At 66.0% G+C, this 14996-nt stretch carries 21 protein-coding genes; 2 read left to right on the plus strand and 19 right to left on the minus strand.

The window, feature by feature from the left end:
- Positions 1 to 18: 18 nt before the first annotated feature.
- Positions 19 to 711 carry a ligase-associated DNA damage response endonuclease PdeM gene (gene pdeM / locus WBP07_RS13120; protein ID WP_395391631.1) on the plus strand — a complete coding sequence of 231 codons (693 nt, stop codon included), beginning with the start codon at positions 19 to 21 and terminating at the stop codon, positions 709 to 711.
- 230 nt (positions 712 to 941) lie between these two features.
- Positions 942 to 1463, plus strand: a complete 522-nt coding sequence (gene infC, locus WBP07_RS13125; RefSeq protein ID WP_395328535.1) for a translation initiation factor IF-3 — start codon at positions 942 to 944, stop codon at positions 1461 to 1463.
- A gap of 85 nt (positions 1464 to 1548) precedes the next feature.
- Here infC and WBP07_RS13130 read toward each other — a convergent pair whose 3' ends face one another.
- From WBP07_RS13130 to hisB, 19 genes are all read right to left on the minus strand, one after another.
- Entirely contained in the window at positions 1549 to 2070 is a 522-nt protein-coding gene (locus WBP07_RS13130) for a GNAT family N-acetyltransferase (RefSeq protein WP_395391632.1), read from the minus strand.
- 123 nt (positions 2071 to 2193) lie between these two features.
- The gene (locus tag WBP07_RS13135; RefSeq protein WP_395391634.1) at positions 2194 to 4134 is read right to left on the minus strand and encodes an AAA family ATPase; all 1941 of its coding nucleotides are present in this window, start codon (positions 4132 to 4134) and stop codon (positions 2194 to 2196) included.
- A 313-nt stretch (positions 4135 to 4447) separates the two neighbouring features.
- The gene (locus WBP07_RS13140; protein ID WP_395391636.1) at positions 4448 to 4984 is read right to left on the minus strand and encodes a J domain-containing protein; all 537 of its coding nucleotides are present in this window, start codon (positions 4982 to 4984) and stop codon (positions 4448 to 4450) included.
- Positions 4985 to 5113: 129 nt separating this feature from the next.
- Positions 5114 to 5602, minus strand: coding sequence for a peptidoglycan-associated lipoprotein Pal (gene pal / locus WBP07_RS13145; RefSeq protein WP_395395791.1), 489 nt, complete (start codon positions 5600 to 5602; stop codon positions 5114 to 5116).
- A 205-nt stretch (positions 5603 to 5807) separates the two neighbouring features.
- The gene (gene tolB, locus WBP07_RS13150) at positions 5808 to 7247 is read right to left on the minus strand and encodes a Tol-Pal system beta propeller repeat protein TolB (RefSeq protein ID WP_395391638.1); all 1440 of its coding nucleotides are present in this window, start codon (positions 7245 to 7247) and stop codon (positions 5808 to 5810) included.
- Positions 7244 to 8248, minus strand: a complete 1005-nt coding sequence (locus tag WBP07_RS13155) for a hypothetical protein (protein ID WP_395391639.1) — start codon at positions 8246 to 8248, stop codon at positions 7244 to 7246. The genes tolB and WBP07_RS13155 overlap by 4 nt, the downstream gene beginning before the upstream one ends.
- A gap of 15 nt (positions 8249 to 8263) precedes the next feature.
- Positions 8264 to 8725 carry a protein TolR gene (gene tolR / locus WBP07_RS13160; protein ID WP_395391641.1) on the minus strand — a complete coding sequence of 154 codons (462 nt, stop codon included), beginning with the start codon at positions 8723 to 8725 and terminating at the stop codon, positions 8264 to 8266.
- On the minus strand, positions 8725 to 9435 hold the full coding sequence (tolQ, locus tag WBP07_RS13165; RefSeq protein ID WP_395391642.1) for a protein TolQ: 711 nt from the start codon (positions 9433 to 9435) through the stop codon (positions 8725 to 8727). Before tolQ ends, tolR begins: the two co-directional genes overlap by 1 nt.
- A complete protein-coding gene (locus WBP07_RS13170; protein WP_395391643.1) occupies positions 9432 to 9932 on the minus strand; it encodes a YbgC/FadM family acyl-CoA thioesterase in 501 nt (166 codons plus the stop codon). Before WBP07_RS13170 ends, tolQ begins: the two co-directional genes overlap by 4 nt.
- Before the next feature lie 178 nt (positions 9933 to 10110).
- Positions 10111 to 10488, minus strand: coding sequence for a histidine triad nucleotide-binding protein (locus WBP07_RS13175; protein ID WP_395391645.1), 378 nt, complete (start codon positions 10486 to 10488; stop codon positions 10111 to 10113).
- Positions 10489 to 10505: 17 nt separating this feature from the next.
- Positions 10506 to 10850 carry a phosphoribosyl-ATP diphosphatase gene (locus tag WBP07_RS13180; RefSeq protein WP_395391647.1) on the minus strand — a complete coding sequence of 115 codons (345 nt, stop codon included), beginning with the start codon at positions 10848 to 10850 and terminating at the stop codon, positions 10506 to 10508.
- A 63-nt stretch (positions 10851 to 10913) separates the two neighbouring features.
- On the minus strand, positions 10914 to 11147 hold the full coding sequence (locus WBP07_RS13185) for a PEP-CTERM sorting domain-containing protein (RefSeq protein WP_395391649.1): 234 nt from the start codon (positions 11145 to 11147) through the stop codon (positions 10914 to 10916).
- Between the two features lie 142 nt (positions 11148 to 11289).
- Positions 11290 to 12051: an imidazole glycerol phosphate synthase subunit HisF gene (hisF, locus tag WBP07_RS13190; protein WP_395391650.1), complete on the minus strand. Its 762-nt coding sequence runs from the start codon at positions 12049 to 12051 to the stop codon at positions 11290 to 11292.
- A gap of 21 nt (positions 12052 to 12072) precedes the next feature.
- Positions 12073 to 12318: a hypothetical protein gene (locus WBP07_RS13195; RefSeq protein WP_395391652.1), complete on the minus strand. Its 246-nt coding sequence runs from the start codon at positions 12316 to 12318 to the stop codon at positions 12073 to 12075.
- On the minus strand, positions 12315 to 12533 hold the full coding sequence (locus tag WBP07_RS13200) for a hypothetical protein (RefSeq protein ID WP_395391653.1): 219 nt from the start codon (positions 12531 to 12533) through the stop codon (positions 12315 to 12317). Before WBP07_RS13200 ends, WBP07_RS13195 begins: the two co-directional genes overlap by 4 nt.
- An 8-nt stretch (positions 12534 to 12541) precedes the next feature.
- Positions 12542 to 13273: a 1-(5-phosphoribosyl)-5-[(5-phosphoribosylamino)methylideneamino]imidazole-4-carboxamide isomerase gene (hisA, locus tag WBP07_RS13205; RefSeq protein ID WP_395391654.1), complete on the minus strand. Its 732-nt coding sequence runs from the start codon at positions 13271 to 13273 to the stop codon at positions 12542 to 12544.
- A gap of 144 nt (positions 13274 to 13417) precedes the next feature.
- Positions 13418 to 14041 carry an imidazole glycerol phosphate synthase subunit HisH gene (gene hisH / locus WBP07_RS13210; RefSeq protein WP_395391655.1) on the minus strand — a complete coding sequence of 208 codons (624 nt, stop codon included), beginning with the start codon at positions 14039 to 14041 and terminating at the stop codon, positions 13418 to 13420.
- Positions 14038 to 14331 carry a YciI family protein gene (locus WBP07_RS13215; protein WP_395391657.1) on the minus strand — a complete coding sequence of 98 codons (294 nt, stop codon included), beginning with the start codon at positions 14329 to 14331 and terminating at the stop codon, positions 14038 to 14040. The genes hisH and WBP07_RS13215 overlap by 4 nt, the downstream gene beginning before the upstream one ends.
- Positions 14331 to 14933 carry an imidazoleglycerol-phosphate dehydratase HisB gene (gene hisB / locus WBP07_RS13220; protein WP_395391658.1) on the minus strand — a complete coding sequence of 201 codons (603 nt, stop codon included), beginning with the start codon at positions 14931 to 14933 and terminating at the stop codon, positions 14331 to 14333. The genes WBP07_RS13215 and hisB overlap by 1 nt, the downstream gene beginning before the upstream one ends.
- Positions 14934 to 14996: the final 63 nt, after the last annotated feature.

Consider the following 14996-nt stretch of genomic DNA (forward strand, 5'->3'; position numbering starts at 1 on the left):
CTGCGGCAAGGGAAAGCCATGGTTCCCTTTTCGTTCTGCGCGCAGGAGATGCGCCTCGTACCTGCTCCGGCAGGACGCGGTGCGGCGCTCTACTGGCCGCGCGAACAGGCGCTGCTGGTGGCGGACCTCCATCTGGAAAAGGCCAGTTTTTTCGCGAAGACCGGCCAGATGCTGCCCCCCTACGACAGCCGTGAAACGCTGGAGCGGCTTGCCCTGGCGGTACGGCAGACCGGCGCGCGGCGCGTCTATGCCCTGGGGGACAATTTTCACGACAGCGCGGGGACGGACAGGCTCGATCCGCACACCGCCGGTATGCTCAGCGCGCTTACCCATGCGCTCGACTGGGTATGGATCACCGGAAATCACGACCCCCATCTCGGCAGCCAGGCGGGCGGCACGCGGGTGGAGGAAATCTCGGTGGCCGGGATCATGCTGCGGCATGAGGCAAAGCCGGGCACGGCGGAGCCCGAACTTTCCGGCCATTACCACCCCCGCCTGATCGTCCATGCGCGCGGCCGCCGGATCGCTCGTCCTTGCGTGGTCCATGGCGGAAACCGGCTGATTCTGCCGGCCTTCGGCGCGCTCACGGGCGGAATGGACGCCGCCGATCCGGTCATCCTGAAAGCGCTGCAACCCACCAACGAAATCGACGCGCTGGTCGCCGCGAGGGACCAGCTCGTACGCTATCCCCTCTGGCGACCGGCCGCCTGAGCCCGTTTGAAAATTCGCTGTGCCGCACGCAAAATGCCCATTCGGGCATTTCAAAGCAGGCTCTGAATCCCTATATCCGGATGGACCGTTTCATACGGTAGCGGCGTCCTGTAGATTTCAATGAAATCCGCCTTTGCGTGTCGATGCGATTCGCATTAATGACGCCCGCACTTGCACCCGATTGACAGAAACGATTCAGGAGAACGCATATAGCACCCCCACCCCGGCGTATGATGACGCCCCCGGTCAAGAGTGGACCGCGCTTCAATAACATGATCCAGTCGGACAAGGTCCGCGTGATCGATGAAAACGGCGAGAACATCGGCGTGATGTACACGCGCCAGGCAATCGAACAGGCGGCCGAAGTCGGCCTCGACCTGGTCGAAGTCTCGCCCAACGCCGATCCGCCGGTCTGCAAGTTCCTCGATGTCGGCAAGTACCGGTATGAGGCCCAGAAAAAGGCCAATGCCGCGCGCAAGACCCAGAAGACGCAGGAGATCAAAGAGATCAAGATGCGTCCGAACATCGACGACCACGACTACGATACGAAGATGCGCAACGTCCGCCGCTTCATCGAGGACGGTGACAAGGTGAAGGTAACCCTGCGCTTCCGCGGTCGTGAACTTTCGCACCAGCAGTTGGGCATGAACCTGCTGCGCCGCGTGCAGGAAGACGTGGCGGAAATCGCCAAGGTCGAAGCCTACCCGCGCATGGAAGGCCGCCAGATGCTGATGGTGCTGTCGCCCAAGTAAGCGCAGCGGCACATCGTATGGCCATACACGAAGGGCGCGCCATCCGGCGCGCCCTTTGTCGTATCGGCCGATGCACCAAGGGCGCCTATCCGGCGATGCTTTCCGGCAGCAGCGGCTTTGCCAGCACCACCATGGCCAATGGCGGATCCAGCTTGATCGGAAACGGGCGCTTCTCACCGGTCAGTGCGTAGCCGCGCCGTTCGTAGTAGGCGATCAGTTCCCGCCGGCTGTCGATCACCGTCATTTCCATGGTACGCGCGCCGAACACGTCTCGCGCCAGGCTTTCCGCCGCGGCAATCATCGCCCTGCCCATGCCGCCCGCCTGCAGCAGCGGATCGATGCAAAGCAGGCCGAGATAGGAAAGCCCCGCCCCCCGGTCGGTCACCTGCACGCATCCCACGGGCGCCCCTTCGTCCGACAGCGCGACGAGCAGCCGGTCGGCCGGGCTTTCCAGAATGGCGGCCAGTTCGTCCAGATCGGTCCGCTCACCATCCAACAAGTCGGATTCGAACGTCCAGCCCGCCCGCGCACTGTCCCCGCGATAGGCGCGCTCGATAACCGGGTGCAGCGCGGGCAGGTCGGTTGCAGCGGCAAGGCGGATTTGCATGATCGGGCTCCTGAAGGGCGGGGCCGAATGCCTAGACGGCGTTGGGCGCGCGGGCAACGCCCGCCTGCCCGCACACCGCGATCCTTGGCGAGGGAGGAGGAGAGCCGCCTCCTCCCCCCGCCCTCAAAAGCCCATGCGCCCATGGGCAGGCCGCCAACCGCACTCGCGCGCCAGACGTCCCACCAGATCGTCCGCATCGCGTGCCGGGCTGTGCCGAAGCTGCCGTCGCACCGCGGCAAAATCGCCGGGAGTCAGGTTCGCAACTGCGCCAAGCGCGGCCGGTGCCGCCATTCCGAAGAACGTCTCGAACGCGCGTGCCGCACGCTGGGGGCCCAGCGGCGCCAGATCGATCTTGAAAGCGAAGCGCCGCAACGCCGCCGGATCGAGGCGCTGCGCGTGATTGGTCGCCGCGATCACCGGAAACGGATGACGATCGAGCCAGGTAAGCATCTCGTTCACTTGCCCGGCCTCCCAGCTCTGGCTGGCTGTCGCGCGGTCGAACAGCAGCGAATCCACCTCGTCGAACAGGAGGACATGGCCGCGATCGCGGGCCTCGGCAAAGGCATCCGCAATGGCTGCCTCGGTCCCGCCCACCCAACGGGAGAGCAGATCCGAAGCCCGCTTGACCACCAGCGGACGATCCACCGCCTGCGCCAGGTGATAGGCAAGCGCGGTCTTGCCAGTGCCGGGCGGACCGGTGAGCAGCATCGAGATATCTTCCGCCCCCTCCGCTTCCAGCCGGGCCAGCAGTGGCCCGATGGCGGGCTCGGTCTCGAACAGGTCGAGATCGAGCGCATCCCCCATGTCCGGCGGCAACTCGCTACCCCGCAGCGCCTTTACCAGCGCGGCGGCAGAACGTGCGGCACCGCCGGCATCCCCCGCCAGCCGGCTTGCCCGCGCCGCAATGCGCAGCACGGTCGCCGTTTCGGGCACGCGGCGCAGCAGCGCCTCCTCCTCGTCGCCGACGCGGACCCGCTCCTCCTCGGCAATCCGTTCCAGCATCCGGCGCGCTGCGTTCGGCGAAGGCAAATCGAGCCGCAGCACGAAGCTCATCCGCCGGATGATCGCGGCATCGACATTGCCAAGCGCGTTGGTGGTCCAGATCACCGGCACCGCGTTGGTTTCCAGCATGCGGTTGACGAAGACCTTGCTACCGGGCCGCCCGGTCACCCAGTCTCCACCCGAAGGACGGGTATCGCCGATCAGGTCCTCCATCTCGTCGAACAGCAGCACGGCGCCGCCACATGGCGCCATCATGCGCTGCGCAAGCTGAAGCGCGGTGACACGGTCCCACCGCGTCGGCTCGTCCCCGTCTTCATCGGCCTCGCCCACGCCATGGAGCGCCAGGCCCGCCGCTTCGGCAAGCGTTCGCGCAAACTCGGTCTTGCCGGTGCCGGGTGGTCCGTAGATCAGCACGTTGATGCCCTCTGCCCGTTCCCGGCTCGCTCCGGCGAGCAGTTGAACGAGAAAATCGGCATCGACGACATGCCCGAAGTCACCAAGCGCAAGCCGCGCCGGCTGCCGCGCGCCGACCAGCGTCGCGATGACCGACTCCCGCTCCGCCGCCGCCCGGTCCACCAGTCGTTCTAACGACCAGCGCAAGTCGACCTCCACCACGCCCTGGCGGTTCGCCCGGAAGGCGGCAAGGCCAAGGCGAAGCGCGGCGCTGCGCCGGACTGCCCGGTCGGCATCCAGCGGCGTCGCGCCGGCCAGTTCCCCCAGGAAAGTCGGCAGGTCGCGCCCGTGCGCGCTCCACACCGCCGCCAGCGAAGCCACGCGCGGCAGCCGGTCCACCGCGACAAGCAGACGCAACAGTTCCGCATCGAAAGCGTCAAGCGCCAGGGCCTGCGCCAATACCTCGGCAACCGCCACCACATGCGGCGCCGGCTCGCCCACGCGTTCGCCGCCCAGGGCGGCGCGCGCGTCACCCCAGGCCTTGTCTTCGCCCAGCCCCAGCCATTCGGCATGGGTTTCCGCCCAGCCGTCGAGTGCGCGGCGCAGGCGCAAGTCGCCCGCCGGCTCGATCCGCAGCGCCATGCTGCGGACGATCGTCCATTCGTCCATAAATCATCCGTTCGCGCGAACAGCGCGCCACGTGTCACGCATGCACAGCAAGGGGCATGCATTGCACTTGTCCGTAGAAAAGGCTGCGGGCGGCTCAATCCGGCCGGCTTCCGCAGCAACGCTCAGATGCCCGAGCGTTTTACGGAAGCGAACGGATAATGCCGACCCGGCCCATGAAAGGCGCGTGGTCAAGCAATCCAGTTACTCCATCAGTCGCAGGCAAAAGTCCGGCGACGCGCGCCCCTTTATCGGATTCGCGCTGATTTTTCAAGATTATTCAAAAGGCAGGCGCATTGCCGGCCCATAGGTGCGCTCAGCGGCCCTTCCACTCGCGGCGTTCTTCCGCCGCGCGCAGGACTTCGTAGGCCAGTTGATAGGTCTGGAAGGCCTTGGCCGCCTCGGCATCGCCGGGCTTCACGTCGGGGTGGACTTCCTTGGCCTTCATGCGCCAGGCCTTGCGCACCGCATCGAAGTCCGCATCGGGATCCAGGCCCAGTGCTTCCAGCGCGCGCAACTCGTCACGGCTGCGGGTGCCGTCGCCCGAACCGGCCCAGCCATAGTGCGCCGATTCCTTGTAGCCTTCGGCCTCTGACCGTTCCTCCGCCTCCCGCCTTGCGGCTTCCTCGGCATCGAGGCCGGCGAAATAGTCCCACCCGGCGTTGTATTCCGCTGCGTGCTTCTGGCAGAAATACCAGCGATCGGGGCTGTTCGGGCTCTTGGGAGCGGGGCAATCGCCCGGCTCGTTGCAGCCGTGCCGGTCACACAGGCGCACCTGTGCCGCCTCGCGCGAGCTGCCATAGCTGCGCCAGCGCGGAAACCCCCAGTCCATGGAACGACCAGCCCGACTCATTCGACCGCCGATACCTGCCGAATCGAAGCCATTGCAAGCCCGTTCTCCGGCGGCGGCATAAGCGTCAAAAAACGAAGGCCCGGCTCGCACATGCGAACCGGGCCCCGAAAATCGCTGGAAAGACCGCGATCAGTCGATCGTGACGGTAACCGCGCGGCGGTTCTGCGCCCACGAAGCTTCGTCCGAACCCAGTGCGATCGGGCGTTCCTTGCCGTAGCTGACGGTGTTGAGACGCGCGGCGTCCACACCCAGGCTGACGAGGTAGTTCTTGGCCGCATTGGCGCGGCGCTCACCCAGTGCAAGGTTGTATTCGCGAGTGCCGCGCTCGTCGGCATGGCCTTCGATCGTGGCGCGCTTGTTCGGGTACTGCATCAGCCACTGCGCCTGCTTGGACAGCGAAGCCTGGTCTTCGGCGTCGATGTCATAGCGGTCGAGCGCGAAGTGGATGGTGTCCGAACCCATCATCTTGGCCACGAAGTCGGCCTGGCTGCCGGCGACGGGACCGCTCGGCTGTTCAGGACCCTGAGTGGTGGTTGCCGGGCCCGGCTCGGGCGGAAGCTGCTTGGGCGCCTTGGTGCCGCAGGCCGAAACCGCCAGCGCGCCGGCAATGAGGAGCATCGTCGTTCCGGTCTTCACGTATCCGGTCTTGCCACGTCGCATAGGCATGGCGGACATGAGGGCAGGCATGAGGCAATCTCCTGTGGTGCGCAGCCAGTTAAATGGCCTGCGTCTGTTGAGGTTCCGTGTAATTGTAAACACTGTCAACCTGAACGATTGCCGACCATTAGGAAGACAACGCTCAGATTGCAGCGAAAAAGACGGCTCAGGGGCGAACGGGGCCCCAGGCCGGATCCGAAGCGCCGACGGGGGTCGGCAGCTTGCGTTCGTTCTTGCCAGTAAGGTCCACCTGCCAGATCGTCGACTTGCCGGAGGTCTTCTCGGTGCGGAAGAACTGGACGATGCGGCCGTTGGGCGACCAGGTGGGCGCCTCGTCCTGCCACGAATTGGTCAGGTAGCGCATGTTGCCGCCGCTGGGGCTCATCACCGCGATGCGCAAGTTGCCGGCGATATGGGTGAAGGCGATCTGGTCGCCGCGCGGGCTCCATTCCGGCGTGGCCGAACGGCCGCCGAAGAAGCTGATGCGGCGCTGGTTGGAACCGTCCGCGTTCATCACGTAGACCTGCTGCGATCCCGAACGGTCGCTCTCGAACACGATCTGCGAACCGTTGGGCGAGTAGGAACCGCCGATCGAGATGCCCGGCGTGTTGGTCAGCCGCGTGGGCGTGCCGCCGTTGGACGAGATGCGATAGATGTCGGTATTGCCGCCGCTGGACATCGAATAGAGGATCCACTTGCCGTCCGGCGACCAGCGCGGCGCCATCGTCGGCGCGCCGGTGCGGGCGATCAGCTTCTGCGAATCGCTGGCAAGGTCATAGACGTAGATGCTCGGCTGCCCGTTGAGGTAGGACAGGTAGAGGATCTTCGAATAGTCCGGCGAATAGCGCGGGGTCAGCGCGGTGGCCTGGCCGCTGGTCAGGTAGCGGTGGTTGGCGCCGTCCGAATCCATGATCGCCAGCCGCTTCATGCGGTGGTCCTTGGGGCCCGTCTCGGCAATGTAGGCGATCTTCGAATCGAAGAACGGGCTTTCGCCGGAGAGGCGCGAATAGACCATGTCGGCGCACTTGTGCGCGGCGCGGCGCCAGTCGGCCGGGCCGACCTGCCAGCCGCCCTTCACCAGCTGCTGCTTCAGCTGAACGTCGTAGAGATAGCAGCCGATCGTCAGGTTGCCATCGGCGCCCGCGCGCACGTAGCCCTGCACCAGCATGTTGGCGCCGCGTGCGGACCAGATGGGATATTCGGGCGACTGGACCTGCGGGTAGCCCGGCTGCGGCAAACCGTCCGGGCCGGAGGGCTTGAAAAGGCCGTTGTTGCGAAGGTCGGAGGCAACCACTTGCGACACGGCGCGGCCCAGCGCGCCGGTCGATCCAGCGTTGGTCTGCGTGGGCACATCGTTGTCGGTGGCGAAATTGGTGATCGCGATGCCCAGGTCCTGCCAGGCGCCGTCTGCGGAGACCGAGCCGGTCAAGCCGCCATCGTCCGCCTCAAGGCCGCCCTGGTCGGCCTGATCGGCCTGCCCACCCTGCGCGGGTGCAGGCTGGGCCGATTGCGCGGGCGTCGGCTGCGATTGGGCATAGGCCCCATAGACCGGCGCGGTGGAAGCCAGAGCGAACGACAGGACGAGCGTAAGAGGACGAGAAGTCATTGCGAAAGCCTCAGGTCGAAGCGGAACGACGAAACGCGCTTCCACGCATCGTAGTATTCCGAGGGGAGATTGAAAGGTGAAGCGAGCTGCACCGCGCGGATCGCCTGTTCGGCATGGCGCTGCGCCTGCGCGCGATTGGCGTCGGTGATGCCCATCTGGCGCACCACGGTCGGGCGACCGGCCAGGCTGCCGTCCGGGTTCAGGTTGAACGACAGGATCGTCACCAACTGATCGGCATCGGCGCCATCTGGCGGATTCCAGTGCGGCTTGAGCTGGCGCGTGATCGCGCCCGAAAGCGCGGAACGGACCTGCGGGCCCATCGCCGCGGCGGGCGTACCCTTGCCCTGATTGGCCGTCGCGCCGGAAACACCCGACAGGAAGTCCGCGCCGACGCGTGTGCCGCCCGCCTGCTTCGGCGGCGTTGCCGCCTTGCCTGCGGTGTTGGCCGAACGGTCCATGCCCTTCAGGATCTGGTCGATCGGGCTCTTACGCGGCGGAGTTGGCGCTGCGGGCTTCGCGGCCGGCTTCGGCTCAGGCTTTGCCGGTGCCTTGGCCGGCGGAACCGGGGCGGGCTTCGGCGCAGGCTTGGGTGCAGGCTGTTGGACCGGCTTGGGCGCTGGCTTCGGTACGGGTTTCGGCACCGGCTTCGGGATGGGTTTCGGTGCAGGCGCGGGCGGAACCGGCTTGGGCTGCGGGATCGGCTTGGGGGCCGGCGCCGGCGGCTCGGGCGCCGGTTCGGGCGCAGGCTCCGGCGCGGGGGCGGGAGCTGGGGCCGCTTCGCCCAATTGCGGCGCCACATCGGGCGCGGCCTGTTCGTTGGGGTTGGGCGAAGTAGAGGTCAGGCCCACATCGTCGCTCAACGTCACTTCGATCCGCTTGGGCGGCTCGACAAGGGGCGCCTTGGCCGGGTGCGTCAGAAGCGCGCCCAGAACCGCCGCGTGCAGCGCAAGCGCCACCGCGAGGCCCAGGCCTTCTTCCTTGCGTAGTCCCTGAGTTGCCATCGTGATCAGCCTAGCTCAGTTGCCTGAACCGCCGCTGACACCCGTCACCAGCGCGATCTGGGTGAACCCGGCATGGTTCAGCTCACCCATGACTTCCATCACCCGGCCATAATCCAGCGCCTTGTCGGCGCGCAGGGTTACTTGCGGCTTCTTGCCATCGGTGTCCGCCGGCACGGCGGCAAGACGTTCGGCCAGCTCGCCGGCGGCCAGGGCATCCTGCTCGTAATAGACGGTACCGTCGCGCTTGACCGAGATGGTGATCTGGTCGTTCTCTTCGCTGGTCGCGTTGGCGCGGCTGTCGGGCAGGTCTATCGGCACGGCCGCCTTCATCAGCGGCGCGGTGACCATGAAGATGATCAGCAGCACCAGCATGACGTCGACCAGCGGCGTCACGTTGATTTCGGCCATCGGCGTGCGGCCGCCGCCTGCACGACGGCCTCCCCGCCTACCTCCTCCGCCGGACATTCCCATGCCCATCAGCGCTGCTCCAGCTCACGCGTGAGGGCGGAGTGCAGCTTGTCGGCAAAGCGCTGCATGCGCGATTCGAACAGGTTCACGCGGTGCGAGAAGCGGTTGTAGGCGATAACCGCCGGGATGGCCGCGAACAGGCCGATAGCGGTGGCGAACAGCGCTTCCGAAATGCCGGGCGCAACCACCGCGAGCGAGGAATTCTGCTGCTGGCCGATCTGGAAGAAGCTGTTCATGATGCCCCAGACGGTGCCAAACAGACCCACGAACGGCGCCACGGAGCCGACGGTCGCCAGGAAGTTCAGGCGGTTCGACAGGTTGTCCGCCTCTTCGCCGACCGACGAACTCATGGCCAGGGCGATGCGTTCGCGTGCGCCTTCCGGATCGATCTGCTTCATCGCGGCATTGCGGCGCCATTCGGCAAGACCGGCCCCGGCGACTTTGCCCATCGGCACTTCGGCGCGGCGGCGATCCTTCTGGTAAGCCTCGAAATTCTGCGCTTCCCAGAAGCCTTCCTCGTAATCCTCGGAAGTCCGCGAGACGCTGCCCATGCGCAGGGTGAAGCCGATGATGATCGTCCAGACCCACAGGCTGGCCAGAAGCAGCCCGCCCATAATCGCCTGCACGACGATATCGGCGTCGAGGAACAGCTTGATCGGGTTCAGGTGATTGGAATCGCTGCCGATGGAGATGGCGGAGGCGAGCATTTCGAAAGTCATTCTTGTCCTTCCGGGCCGGGCTGGAGGTCCTGCGAGGAGCTTTGGAGGATGGTGTGGAAGGCCCGTTGCCAGGCCTCCGGCTGTCTGCGCGGTCGTCCTTCAGGACTGATGAACCCGACCTTTACCACGCCCTCGGCCAGCCGGGTTTTTCCCCGTCTGGCCACCTGACGCAGCGTGCAGCTGACACGGCCGATCTGAATTGCATCGGTCTCGATCACCACCGCATCGCCCAGGCGGGCGGGCGAAAGGTAGCGAATATTGACCTCCGCCACGGTGTAGAGCCCCTCACCCGATTCCAGCGCGGCGCGCTGGTCGATGTCCAGCATGTCGAGCAGGTCCGACCGCGCGCGTTCGAACCAGCGGATGTAATTGGCGTGATAGACCACCCCGCCCGCGTCGGTATCCTCGTAGAATACGCGCAGCGCATAGCGGTGGACCGGGCCGTCGAAGCTGCCGCTCTGGGGCCGGGGATCCGTGGAGAGTAGGTCGTCGCTCATTGCGCGGGTTGTGTAACGGCAGCGACGGGGCGTGCAAACCCTTGCACTGGCCCTGAGGGCGACAATTGCCGATGTGACGGCGCGGAACCGGGGCGAATTCCGCGTTTATCCCCCAAAAACTGGGTGATTTGCCGGTAAATCGGGTGCAGGCGGATTGCGCCGCACCCGACTTGGGGCCTCAATCCGCGATCATCTGGAAGAACTGGCGTCCGCCGAAGATGTGAACGTGCAGATGCGGCACTTCCTGGTGGCCGTTGGTGCCCATGTTGACGAGCAGGCGGTATCCCGGCCCGTCCAGTTCCAACTGGCGGGTGACATTGCCCACCGCGCGCATGAAACCGGCGATTTCGGCATCGTCGGCCTTGGCGGTGAAATCGTCCCACGACACGTAGCGGCCCTTGGGGATCACCAGCACGTGGACCGGCGCCTGCGGGCGGATATCGTTGAAAGCCAGCGCGAATTCGTCTTCGTAGACTTTGCCGCAGGGCAGTTCGCCGCGCAGGATCTTCGCGAAGATGTTGTTGTCGTCGTAAGGTTCTCTGGGGTCGATCGGCATCAAAATCTCCGCGTTTTTCAGTCTTGAGGGCGAGCCGCCTTCTCTTCGATGCCCGATACGCCCTCGCGCCGGTCAAGCTCTGCCAGAACGGCACCGAACGGTACATTGCGGGCACCCAGCAGCACCATCAGGTGGAAGATCAGGTCCGCCGCCTCGCCGGTCAGCGCCTTCTCGTCTTCGGAGAGCGCGGCGATGATCGTCTCGGTCGCTTCCTCACCCAATTTCTGCGCGATCTTGCCCAGACCCTTGGCGTGGAGCTTCGCGACGTAGCTGGTCGCGGGATCGGCATCGCGCCGGGTGGCGATCGTCGCCTCAAGGCGGGCCAGGGTCTCTTGCGAAGAGGGCGTCTCGGAAGTGCTCATCGCGCGCAGCCATGCGCAAGCGCGCGCGTTCGGTCAAGCGTGGCCGGTCAAGCGTGGCGGGAATCAGTCCTTGCTCTTCCCGCGCGAGAACCGCCGCCCCAGCCACACGCCGGCCACGCCGATGCCGAAGAGCATGAGCCCGCTCGGCTCCGGAAGCACGGCCGCGTCGGCCGCGAATGCGGGGGCCGGCACCAGCGCGATCGCTGGGGCCGGCACCAGCGCGATCGCCGCCAGCGCCGCGATTCGGATCGGCATTCCCGGCAGATGCGGGATCGGGCGCGGGGTCTGGGGCAGCATCAGCGGCAGCAAGGGGGGCAACTCCGGTGAATCCGACAAGGTTCACCGCGACTTGGGGTCAGGTGCTCCTCTCCGGCAAGCGGCCATAAGGCATCGTCCCGCTACGGGCCAGATGTTTCGCCAAACCTTGCGATGAGCCGCTTCAGCCCCGTGCCGGCAACCCTGCCGCGCGCAGCGCCGCGTGTGCTTCGGCGATCGAATGCTTGCCGAAGTGGAAGATCGATGCCGCCAGCACCGCACTCGCCTTGCCTTCGGTCACGCCCGCCACCAGGTGGTCGAGATTGCCGACGCCGCCGCTGGCAACCACCGGGATCGACACCGATTCGGCGATCGCACGGGTCAGCGCCAGATCGTATCCATTCTGCGTACCGTCCCCGTCCATCGAGGTGACGAGCAGTTCGCCGGCGCCATAGTCCGCCAATTTCACCGCGTGTTCCAGAGCGTCTATCCCGGTCGCCTTGCGGCCGCCGTGGGTGAAGATCTCCCACTTGCCCGGCGCCACCCGGCGCGCATCCACCGAGGCGACGATGCACTGCGATCCGAACTTCTCGGCAATGTCCGCCACCACTTCGGGGCGCGAGACGGCGGCGGAATTCACCGCCACCTTGTCCGCGCCGGCCAGCAGCAGCGCGCGGGCGTCCTCCGCCGTGCGCACGCCGCCGCCCACGGTCAGCGGCATGAAGCAGACTTCCGCCGTGCGCTGCACCACGTCGAGCAAAGTGCCGCGGCCTTCGTGGCTGGCGGAAATGTCGAGGAAGCACAGCTCGTCCGCGCCGGCTTTGTCATAAGCGCGCGCCTGTTCCACCGGGTCGCCGGCGTCGATCAGGTCTACGAAATTCACGCCCTTCACCACGCGCCCGTCACGGACGTCGAGGCAGGGGATCACGCGGACACGAACTGTCATTTCAAGATCCTTGGCATAACTTCACTCTACCGGCTTGAAGAACAGCATCACGCACAATGCGCCCAGCCCCAGGCAAACGGCAAGGTTGAACGCCGAATAGCCCCAGAACTTGCGCGGATTTTCGGCCAGCGTCGTTTCGACTTTCGACCGCGCACGGCTGAACAGCAGCAGCCGCGCCTTGCCTTCACGAAAGTCGCGCACCGCCCAGAGCGCACTCGGAACCAGAACGGCCAGCGCCAGAACCGCAACAAGGCGATTCTCGTTCAAGGCTGCCTCACGAACGCAAGACCCGCTGCGATACAGGCAATGCGCAGGGCAGCATTCCAAAGACTGATGGCCCAGAACGCCCTAGGTTGAACCGTGCGGCGGGCGCTAAAACGGCTGAAAGTCCCCCAGACGAGACTGGCTTCACCGGTAAGAAATTCTTTTACCATCAGCACAATGCCAAGGATGCCGATGGTCAGGCACAGCGCCCCCAGCATTCCGCCGCTCATCCCTCGCGCTCAGCCATCTGGATGGCGGCGGCGAGGTCGAGACGGCCGTCGTAGAGCGCCCGGCCGGTGATGACGCCCTCGATGCCGTCGCGGGCATGGAGCGCCAGCAGGCGAATGTCGTCGAGGCCCTTCACGCCGCCCGATGCGATCACCGGCAGGTCGGTGCGGCGCGCGAGATCGACAGTGGCGTCGATGTTCACGCCCTTCAACAAGCCATCACGGCCGATGTCGGTGAACAGCAGCGAGGCAACGCCCGCATCCTCGAACCGGCGGGCCATGTCGACGATCGAGACGTCGGACACTTCCGCCCAGCCCTCGGTCGCGACCATGCCGTCGCGCGCATCCACGGCGACAACGATGCCGCCGGGGTATTCCTTGGCCATATCCTTGACGAACTGCGGGTCCTTCAGCGCTGCGGTGCCCATGACCACGCGGCTGACGCCCAGTTCGAACCAGCCCGCCACCGCTTCGCGCGTGCGGATGCCGCCGCCAAGCTGGACGTGGCCGGGGAACGCTTCGAGGATGGCTTCCACCGCCTCGCGGTTCTCGGCCCGGCCCGCGAAGGAGCCATCGAGATCGACGACGTGGAGGTATTGCGAACCCGCTTCGGCGAACAGCATCGCCTGCGCGGCCGGGTTGTCGCCGTAGACGGTGGCGCGATCCATGTCGCCTTCGGCAAGGCGCACGACCTGACCCTGCTTGAGGTCGATGGCGGGGAATACGATCATCTGGCGATCCTGACGTAGATTACTTCGTCGCCCCCGCAAAAGCGGAGGCCCCGCTGGCGGCAGGGCAGGACGAGGGCAGAAGGAAGCGGGATCCCCGCCTGCGCGGGGATGACGTGAATTGGGTGGTAGGGCAGCGTGCGCCGCTCACGGCTTCCATTCCAGGAACCGCGACAGCAGCGCAAGGCCGTAAGCCTGGCTCTTTTCCGGGTGGAACTGCACGCCCACCACATTGTCCTTCGCCACCGCCGCGACCAGGCCGCCACCATGGTCGGTCATCGCCGCCACGTGCGCGCCGTCATCGGGCTGGAAGTGGTAGGAATGCAGGAAATAGGCCTCTCCCGCATCGATCAGGCCCTGCGCCGGGTCCTTGCGGCCCAGCGAGACATCGTTCCAGCCCATGTGCGGGATCTTGATCGCGGGATCGGTGCGCTCGATCAGCTGGACTTGCCCGCCGATCCAGTCCAGCCCCTTGGTCACGCCATGTTCCAGCCCGCGCGTGGCGAGCAGTTGCATGCCCACGCAGATGCCCAGGAACGGCGCGCCGCCCACGTGGACGCGCTCGTTCATCGCCTCCACCATGCCGGAAATGCCCCAGAGCCCTTCGGCACAGGCGCGGAACGAGCCGACGCCCGGCAGCACGATGCGGTCCGCCGCGCGCACGACATCGGGATTTGCGGTGATCGCCACATTTTCGGCCCCGGCGGCGCGCAGAGCGTTCGCCACCGAGTGCAGGTTGCCCGCGCCGTAGTCGATCAGCGCCAACGTCATCCGGCGAGACCGGCCACGCTATCGTCCAGGAAGCCCGGCGCCCATTCGATCACATCGACTTCGGCGACGACACCGGCCACGAAGGGATCGCTGGCGGCCAGCGCCACCATCGCCTCGCGGCTGTCGCCCTTGGCCAGGATGATCCCGCCGTCACGGGGAACCTTGCGTCCCCAGCCCACGAAGCGGCCGGCGGCATGGTTGGTGCGCAGCCATTCGACATGCGCGTCCAGCAGCGCGTCGACCTGCTCGACCGGGGCGATGTAGCGAAGCGAGAAGATGAAGAGTGCCATTACAACGTGTCTCCGCCCAGAATGCCCTTGGTCGAGGGGATGGCCCCGCCCTTGCGCGGGTCCAGTTCCACCGCCGAACGCATGGCGCGCGCGAAGCCCTTGAAGATGCCTTCGCAGATGTGGTGGTTGTTGGTGCCGTAGAGCTGCTCGATATGCAGGGTGATGCCCACGGCCTGCGAAATCGAATGGAACCAGTGTTCCACCAGTTCGGTATCGAACTCGCCCAGCTTGGGCTGGGTGAACGCGGCCTTCCACACCAGGTAGGGGCGGCCGGAAATGTCCAGCGAGACGCGGCTCAGCGCCTCGTCCATCGGCGAATGGACATCGCCGTAACGGCCGATGCCGGCCTTGTCGCCCAGCGCCTGGCTGATCGCCTGGCCGATGGCAATGGCGCTGTCCTCGGTCGTGTGGTGCTGGTCCACATGGAGGTCGCCGTTGATATGGCAGGTAATGTCGATCAGCGAATGGCGCGAAAACTGCTCGATCATGTGATCGAGGAAACCGATTCCGGTCGAGACGTCGTAAGTCCCGGTGCCGTCGAGGTTGACCGAGACGGCAATGTCGGTCTCGTGAGTCTTGCGATTGATCGAGGCGGTGCGCATGGGAAGGGCCTATAGACCTCTATCGCGCGGAATCAATTGTGCGCGTGGCAGGCGCGGCAAGCA

The organism is Novosphingobium oxfordense (assembly GCF_044029435.1).
Lineage (GTDB): Bacteria > Pseudomonadota > Alphaproteobacteria > Sphingomonadales > Sphingomonadaceae > Novosphingobium.

Coding starts and splice junctions, on each gene's coding strand:
- WBP07_RS13140 (WP_395391636.1), bottom strand. CDS start 4,984: ATGAGTCGGGCTGGTCGTTCCATGGACTGGGGGTTTCCGCGCTGGCGC.
- WBP07_RS13185 (WP_395391649.1), bottom strand. CDS start 11,147: ATGCTGCCCCAGACCCCGCGCCCGATCCCGCATCTGCCGGGAATGCCG.
- hisH (WP_395391655.1), bottom strand. CDS start 14,041: ATGACGTTGGCGCTGATCGACTACGGCGCGGGCAACCTGCACTCGGTG.
- infC (WP_395328535.1), top strand. CDS start 942: ATGATGACGCCCCCGGTCAAGAGTGGACCGCGCTTCAATAACATGATC.
- pal (WP_395395791.1), bottom strand. CDS start 5,602: ATGCTCCTCATTGCCGGCGCGCTGGCGGTTTCGGCCTGCGGCACCAAG.
- WBP07_RS13215 (WP_395391657.1), bottom strand. CDS start 14,331: ATGGCACTCTTCATCTTCTCGCTTCGCTACATCGCCCCGGTCGAGCAG.
- hisB (WP_395391658.1), bottom strand. CDS start 14,933: ATGCGCACCGCCTCGATCAATCGCAAGACTCACGAGACCGACATTGCC.
- hisA (WP_395391654.1), bottom strand. CDS start 13,273: ATGATCGTATTCCCCGCCATCGACCTCAAGCAGGGTCAGGTCGTGCGC.
- tolB (WP_395391638.1), bottom strand. CDS start 7,247: ATGACTTCTCGTCCTCTTACGCTCGTCCTGTCGTTCGCTCTGGCTTCC.
- WBP07_RS13130 (WP_395391632.1), bottom strand. CDS start 2,070: ATGCAAATCCGCCTTGCCGCTGCAACCGACCTGCCCGCGCTGCACCCG.
- WBP07_RS13135 (WP_395391634.1), bottom strand. CDS start 4,134: ATGGACGAATGGACGATCGTCCGCAGCATGGCGCTGCGGATCGAGCCG.
- WBP07_RS13155 (WP_395391639.1), bottom strand. CDS start 8,248: ATGGCAACTCAGGGACTACGCAAGGAAGAAGGCCTGGGCCTCGCGGTG.
- pdeM (WP_395391631.1), top strand. CDS start 19: ATGGTTCCCTTTTCGTTCTGCGCGCAGGAGATGCGCCTCGTACCTGCT.
- tolQ (WP_395391642.1), bottom strand. CDS start 9,435: ATGACTTTCGAAATGCTCGCCTCCGCCATCTCCATCGGCAGCGATTCC.
- WBP07_RS13170 (WP_395391643.1), bottom strand. CDS start 9,932: ATGAGCGACGACCTACTCTCCACGGATCCCCGGCCCCAGAGCGGCAGC.
- hisF (WP_395391650.1), bottom strand. CDS start 12,051: ATGACAGTTCGTGTCCGCGTGATCCCCTGCCTCGACGTCCGTGACGGG.
- tolR (WP_395391641.1), bottom strand. CDS start 8,725: ATGGGCATGGGAATGTCCGGCGGAGGAGGTAGGCGGGGAGGCCGTCGT.
- WBP07_RS13200 (WP_395391653.1), bottom strand. CDS start 12,533: ATGCTGGGGGCGCTGTGCCTGACCATCGGCATCCTTGGCATTGTGCTG.
- WBP07_RS13175 (WP_395391645.1), bottom strand. CDS start 10,488: ATGCCGATCGACCCCAGAGAACCTTACGACGACAACAACATCTTCGCG.
- WBP07_RS13180 (WP_395391647.1), bottom strand. CDS start 10,850: ATGAGCACTTCCGAGACGCCCTCTTCGCAAGAGACCCTGGCCCGCCTT.